The following is a 7007-nucleotide window of genomic DNA, read 5'->3' on the forward strand; positions in this document are numbered from 1 at the left end:
CCCCTCGATGTGTGCTGCCCCCCCGGCGGCGGGGAGCCGTGCGCGGTCGCCGTGCGGGACGCGTCGCGGGGCGCGGGGCCGGCGGGGACGCGCAGGGCGGCCCGGCCGGGGCCGTGGCGGCGGTGCGGCCGCCGGTCCGCTCGCGGGTCAGGCCGTGGCGGTACAGCGACAGGCGACGGCCCGCGCGGCAGCACACATCGAGGGGCGGCAGGTGGTCGTGGCGTGCTCGCGCATCGTGCTGCCTCCTCCTCGGGTGCGGGTGGCGGACCGGGAGCGGTCCGCGATGGCGGCGAACCTAACCGGTCGTCTCGGGGGATGGAACTCGCTGTCCGACATATGGGACGCAGTGACGTGTCCCGGACACGTCAGGCGCCTGCGGCGTCGAGATCCCGCCGGATCGCCGCGGCCTCTGCGGCAGGATCGGCGGCGGTCAGCAGGACGGCCGACACGGCGCCGACGGCCGCCGCGGCGGGGTCGCGGAGTGCCGCCGCCAGCACCGCGTCGAGCGCGACGGCGACCGGGTGCGACGGTGGCCGCCCGGCGGGGGTGCGCGGGTCGTCCGACCCGACGAAGGTGATGACGGCAGCGGTGACCGGCCCCGGGAAGTACCGCTGCCAGAGCGCGTCGCGGTCCGGTGGGGCGTCGGTGCGCCCGCGGGCCGCCGCGTCGAGCGCTGCGGCGATCTCGGGGTCCGACGCGATCCCGGCCCGGCCGGCCGCGCGGCGCGCGACGGCCACCGCCAGGGCACGCTGCGCCGCGTCCGAGGCGCGGGCGAGGCGCTCGGCGAGCCCGAGGTCGTGCTGCGCGAGCCAGGCGGTGTTCCCCGGGATGGCGCGCAGCCGGTCCGACGGCCGCGCGGAGCCCCACGTCAGGCGGTCGGCTGCGGCCCGGCGCGCGTCGGCGTCCTCCCGGACGTGGAGAGCGCGCTCGTCCGCCAGGCGCTCGCGGTCGGCGGCGCTGGGCCCGGCGCGCTCCTCGTCCGGCACCTCGCCCCGGGCCGCCGCCCGGAGCCGGTCGACCACGTCGCCCACGGTGCGGTCGCGGTCGTCGGCCTGCCGCACGAGGGCGGTGACGGCGTCGACGACGGCCGACCCCGGTGGCAGGTCGACCGCGGCGCCCACGGCCCGCAGCGCGGCCGCGCGGGCGTCGGACGGTGCGTCCGCCGCCGGGATCGGGCCCGTGCCGACGTGCGCGCCTCCCGGAGCGTCGCGCCGCGGGTCACCAATCAGGCGCCGGGTCAGCGCGGTCCGGTCGACCGCCGGGGCGGCGCGGCCGTCACGGACGGCGTCGAGCAGGGCCTCGACGTCCTCGTCGGCCAGCACGCCGGCGGCGACCGCGAGCCGGCGGGCCGCCCAGGCCGCGACCGCGCGCTGCGCCTCCGCGGGCGCCGCGTCGAGCTCTGCGGCGAGCGCGGGGAAGGCGGTGGCGAGCCACTCCTCCCGGGCGCGCCAGGCGCCCAGGTGGAAGGAGGCGCGGGCCGTGCCGGTCGGCGGGTCGGCCACGGGGGCGTGGCCGCGCGGGGAGTCCGGGTGGGCCGGGTGCACGCGGCCCGCGCTGCCGACGAACGGGGCGGGCCGGGGTCGCGCCGTCACCGCGGCGCCCCGGAGCCCCGGTTCGCGCAGCCGGCGGTCCCGCTCCTCGCGCAGCCGCCGGATCGCCTCGTCGCGGGTCGGCTCGGTCCACCCCCGGGCCGGCTCCAGGTCGACCGGGTACGTGTCCCGCGCGACGCCGGCCCAGTACGCGGACCTGCGGGACGACGACCGGACGACCTCCTCCGGCGCGGGCGGCGCGGGCCAGAGCTGCAGGAGGTAACGGTCGGCGACCGGGTCGTCGTCCATCCGGGCGCCGTCGTACCCGTCGTCCATCCGGTCGGCGCACCACCGGGCCCGGCCCACGCCGGCCGGGACCTCGAGCTCGTGACCGGAGTCGAAGGCTGTCAGGGCGTACCGCGATCCGGCGGGCACGAACGGCACCTCGACGACGTCCTGCCAGCCGTCCGGCACCTCGGGGCGGGCCGGGTGCGCCTCGACGCGGACCGGAACGGGGCCCGTGTGCGTCCCGGTCCGCATCGAGAGCGCACCGGGGCGCCGTGCCCCGCACATGCCGTTGGCCTGCCCCGCGTACGCCAGGCCGCCCTCCGTGGCGTCCGCTCCGAACGGGAGCAGGTCCAGGAACCCGTAGTGCACGTGCACCTCGGCATCGAGCAGCACCCGCGTGCCGTCCGCCCGCCTCCGCGCCGCTGTCATGCGTACCACGGTGGACCTCTGGGGACGCGTCTGTCCGGGCCTTCGCACCGCCTCACCCGATCGGGCCCCGGCGCGGCTGACGTCGCTCCGTCCGGGCCCCTCGCGCCCCCGTCCCCAGGTGCCCCCGGCAGGGTCCCGGGATGTCGGCCGTCCCCTCTAGAGTTCTGGGGTGACGACAGCCCTGTACCGCCGCTACCGGCCCGAGACCTTCGCGGAGGTCGTCGGCCAGGACCACGTCACCGCGCCGCTGAGGCAGGCGCTGCGCTCGGGGCAGACCAACCACGCCTACCTGTTCTCCGGCCCGCGCGGCTGCGGCAAGACGACCTCGGCCCGGATCCTCGCCCGCTGCCTCAACTGCGCCCAGGGGCCGACCGACACCCCGTGCGGTGTGTGCGAGTCCTGCGTGGAGCTCGCCCGCGGCGGCCCCGGCAGCCTCGACGTCGTGGAGATCGACGCGGCCAGCCACGGTGGCGTCGACGACGCCCGCGACCTGCGCGAGCGGGCCACGTTCGCGCCCGCCCGCGACCGGTACAAGGTGTTCATCCTCGACGAGGCGCACATGGTCTCGCCGCAGGGCTTCAACGCGCTGCTCAAGATCGTCGAGGAGCCGCCGGAGCACGTGAAGTTCATCTTCGCGACCACGGAGCCCGACAAGGTCATCGGCACCATCCGGTCCCGCACGCACCACTACCCGTTCCGGCTCGTGCCGCCGGATGTCATGGTCGGCTACCTGGACCAGCTCTGCACCGCCGAGGGCGTGCGGGTCGGCTCCGGCGTGCTGCCGCTCGTCGTGCGCGCGGGCGGAGGGTCCGTCCGCGACTCGCTGTCCGTGCTGGACCAGCTCATCGCCGGCTCCGGGCCCGAGGGGCTCGGGTACGAGGACGCGGTCGCGCTGCTCGGGTACACCCACGCCTCGCTGCTCGACGACCTGGTCGACGCGATCTCGGCCCGCGACGGCGCGAGCGCCTTCCGGGTGGTCGAGCGTGTCATCTCGACCGGCCACGAGCCCCGGCGGTTCGTGGAGGACCTCCTCGAGCGGCTGCGCGACCTCATCGTGCTGGCGGCCTCCGGCGACGCGGCCGCGGCCGTGCTCCGCGACGTGCCGGGCGACCAGATGACCCGCATGCAGCAGCAGGCCGCCCACCTCGGGGCCGCGGAGCTGTCCCGGTCCGCCGACCTGGTCAACGCGGCGCTGTCCGAGATGACGGGCGCGACCTCGCCCCGGCTGCACCTCGAGCTGCTCATGGCCCGGCTGCTGCTGCCGGCGCTGGACGACTCCGCGGCGGGCCTCGGGGCCCGGGTCGACCGGCTCGAGCGCGAGGGCGTGCGCGTGGCGTCCGGGCCCGGCGCCGGGGGCGCCGCCGTCGTGGGCGCGGTCGCGGCCGCCCCCGCCTTCGCGCCCGCGGCGCCTGTCGAGCGGGTCGCCGTGGTGACCCCGTCCCCGAGCCCCGCGCCCGAGGTGCGCGAGGCGGGCGCGGCGCTCCGCGCGGTCGCCGACGAGGCCCCGGGGTCCGGCCCGACCGGTGCGGGCGACGAGGGGGGTGCGCCCGCCGACGGGGCTGCCCGGCCCGGCGACCCCGGCGAGGCGCCGGCGACCGGGCCAGCGGTGGCCGGCGAGCGCGGTGCGGCTGAGGGGCAGGGTGCGGCCGACGGGCGTGCCGCCGCGGTCGAGCGTGCCGTGGCCGACGAGCGCGGTCCGGTCGCGGAGCCGGCGGTCGCCGCCACGCCGTCCCGTCCGGTCGGGCCCGCTGCCGAACCGGCCGTCGCGCCGGCTCCCACGGCCCCCGCTGCGCACGACGTGCCGACGGCCGAGCCCGTCGCGCCCGCCGAGCGCCCGGCCGGCGCGCCCGGCGGCGGCGACACGGAGATGCTGCGTCGCCGCTGGCCCGAGGTCCTGGAGACGCTGGGCAGGCTGAAGAAGACGACCTGGGTGCTGATCAGCCAGAACGCGCAGGTCGTCGAGCTCGACGCCACCACCCTCAAGCTCGGGTTCGGGGCGCCCGGCCTCGCGTCGGCGTTCCGTGCGGGCTCGCACGCGGACCTGGTGCAGCAGGCCGTGCGCGAGACGCTGGGGTTCAGCGTGAAGGTCGAGCCGGTGCTCTCGGGTGGTGCCGGCGCCGCCCCGGCCCGGCCCGGTCCCGGCGCGGCTGGTCCTGCGCCCGCTGCCCGTGGAGGCGGCGCTCCCTCCACCGCCGAGGCGGCCGCGTCGTGGGACGCGCCCGCCGCCCGGCCCGCACCCGTTCCTGCCTCGTCGGCGAGCCCGGTGGAGTCGGCGCGCTCGTCGCACGGCACCCCCGGAGGCGCCCCGTCCGGTGCCGAGGCGTCCGCGGACGCCGAGGACCCCGACGCGGCGGATCCCTGGTCCTCCGCGACCGTCACGCGACCCGACGACACCGACGGCCCGGACGGGTCCGGGGCGGCCGAGGTCCAGGGCGGCGACGACCCGCGCTCGGGAGCCGAGGCGGACGCCGACGCCGACGCCGACGGCCAGTCCCGCCGGGGCACCGATGGCGAGGAGCTCGACGGGTCCGCGACCGACGTCGCGGACCGTCGAGGGGCCGGCACACGGAGCGGACCCCCGCCCGGCGACGCGTCCGACCACCGCGCACCGGCTCCCGCGGGGCCTGGGACGACGACGTCCCCGGCGCCAGGGCCCGCGGTCGCCGTGGGGGACGACGGCTGGCCCGTCGTGGCTCCGCTGGGCGGCGCGCGGGGTGCGACCTCGCCAGACGGTGGCTCGACGGCGCCCGGCGCGGCACGGGCGACGGACGAGGACGGCCCGGCGACCGCAACCGGTGCTGCCACCGCGGCCGGTCCCGCCCTCGCGGACGCGCGCGCGTCCGCGGCGGGTGGCGCCCGTGCCACCGTCGAGGCCCCCGCACCCGGTCGAGCGGACGGCTCCGACCCGGTCGGCGACAGCGCCGGCGCCGGCGACCGCCGGCGCCCCGCAGCCGAGAGCCACCCCGCCGTCGGCGGCGCCGCGACGGACCGGCAGGCTGCCCGCGCTCCCGGCGCGGGGAGGGCCGCGGCTCGCCCCGCGCCCACCGACCCGGGCGCCCCGCCGCCGTGGGACCACCCGGACGACCCGGGCGCCCCCGAGCCCCCGGACGACGATTGGGCGCGCGACGTCCCGCTGCCGCCCGACCCGGGTCCTGACCCGTACGCGGCGTCGACGCGCTCGGACGCGGCCTCCGGCCCGGCGCCGACGTCCACCAGCGGCGCCGACCGCGTGCGCGCCGCCGCCCGCGCCGCCGCTGCCGGAGGCGGCTCGGTCGCAGCCGCCGCGCCCCGGGTGTCCTGGGCCGACGACGAGCCGTCGATGGACGACCCGGACATCGGCTCCAGCACCCTGTCCGGCATCCCGCTGCTCGCGCAGGCGCTCGGGGCGACCGTCATCGACGAGCCCGTCGACGAGGGCTACTGACTCGCGGTCGTCCGACCGCTCAGGCGCCACCAGACGGCGGTGCGGCATGGCGGGCGGGGGACGGCTGCTGGACCGCAGGGCTGCCTGGCCGGAGGGCTGCCCGGGCATGGGGCTGCCCGGCCGTGGGGCTCCCGGGCCGTGAGGCTGCCGGCTGGGAAGTCGCCAGGCCGTGGGGCTCCCGGGCCGCCGGGCTTCCGGGGCCGAAGGCCGCCGGGCAGAAGCGGGACGGCACGGAGCGGGGCTGACCACGCGCCGCGACGGCGGGTCGTGACGTCGGTCCGCGCCCGGCGCGCGGGCACCGACTCCTCCACAGGCCAGGTCGCGTGCACGGTCCCCAGGCTGGGCCTGCGGTCCGGGGTGGTGTCGGTGGTCGCCGGTAGCGTTCTTGCATGGCTGACCTGCAGGAACACCCCGGAGGCGACGTGGTCGCCGACCCGGTGCTGCCGGTCTACGGGCCTGACGGGACGTGCCTGACGGACTACGGCCCGGACCCGGTGGTGGCGTTCGGCGGGTCGCCCAGGACGGGCGAGCAGCGGCAGGTCGAGGCGATCGCGTCGTGCCCGCCGGGGCCCGCGTTGGATGCGTGGCTGCGGGGCTTGGACCTGACGGTGCTGGCCCCGGCGATCCTGGTCGAGGTCGTGGCGGCGCGGGCCCGGATGGAGGCCCACCAGCACGCCGCGATGCTCGACGCCGTCGCCGAACTCGCGAACCGCCCGGAGATGAGCCCGCAGTGGTCCCCGCTGGCCGGGGCCCCACCCACCCAGGGGTGCGTCGCCGGGGACGAGCTCGCCATGCGCCTCGGGTGGTCGTTGATGACGGCGAACAAGGCGGTGCACCGGGCGCTGACCCTGGACGGGATGCTCGCCGCCACCCGCGAGGCGTTGGAGACGGGGCACATCGACGCCGGCAAGGCCGAGGTGTTGGCCGCCGGGTTGATCGACCTGCCGTACGAGGCGGCGCACGCGGTGGAGGACGCGGTGCTGCCCGACGCCGCCCAGTGCTCCCGCCGGCAGCTCGAGCAACGCGTGGCCCGCGAGGTCCGGATCGCCGACCCCAAGGGGGAGGCCGGCCGCAACACCCGCGCCCGGTGCACCCGCCGGGTCACCCGGCCCCGGCGCCGGCCGCACGGGATGGCCGCGATGTGGGTGGTGCTGGCCGCCGAGGACGCGACCCGGGTCGACGGGGTCCTGCACCACGCGGCCCGCACCGCCAAGGCCCTGGGCGACCCCCGCACCCTGGACCAGCTCCGCGCCGACGGACTCCGGGATCTGGTCGTGGGTGATGTCCCCGAGTCGGATGGGCCGGCGTTCGAGGTCCACCTCGACCCACCCCCACCG

3 protein-coding genes are annotated in these 7007 nt (G+C 78.9%); 2 read left to right on the forward strand and 1 reads right to left on the reverse strand.

All coding sequences use genetic code 11. The annotated features are described in order from the left end of the window. Positions 1–365: 365 nt before the first annotated feature. Entirely contained in the window at positions 366–2246 is a 1881-nt protein-coding gene (locus tag MHY85_RS19385; RefSeq protein ID WP_239199713.1) for a hypothetical protein, read from the reverse strand. Positions 2247–2415: 169 nt separating this feature from the next. Between MHY85_RS19385 and MHY85_RS19390 the strand changes: the two genes are divergently transcribed. Next, on the forward strand, positions 2416–5670 hold the full coding sequence (locus MHY85_RS19390) for a DNA polymerase III subunit gamma and tau (RefSeq protein ID WP_239199716.1): 3255 nt from the start codon (positions 2416–2418) through the stop codon (positions 5668–5670). A gap of 389 nt (positions 5671–6059) precedes the next feature. After that, positions 6060–7007, forward strand: a 948-nt coding sequence (locus tag MHY85_RS19395) for a DUF222 domain-containing protein (RefSeq protein WP_239199718.1), incomplete at its 3' end; no start/stop codon positions are given.

The sequence above is a fragment of the Cellulomonas sp. ACRRI genome (assembly GCF_022346185.1).
Taxonomy (GTDB): domain Bacteria; phylum Actinomycetota; class Actinomycetes; order Actinomycetales; family Cellulomonadaceae; genus Cellulomonas.

Bases quoted from the DNA above. Each gene is read 5' to 3' on its own strand.
- MHY85_RS19385 (WP_239199713.1), bottom strand. From the start codon at position 2,246: ATGACAGCGGCGCGGAGGCGGGCGGACGGCACGCGGGTGCTGCTCGAT.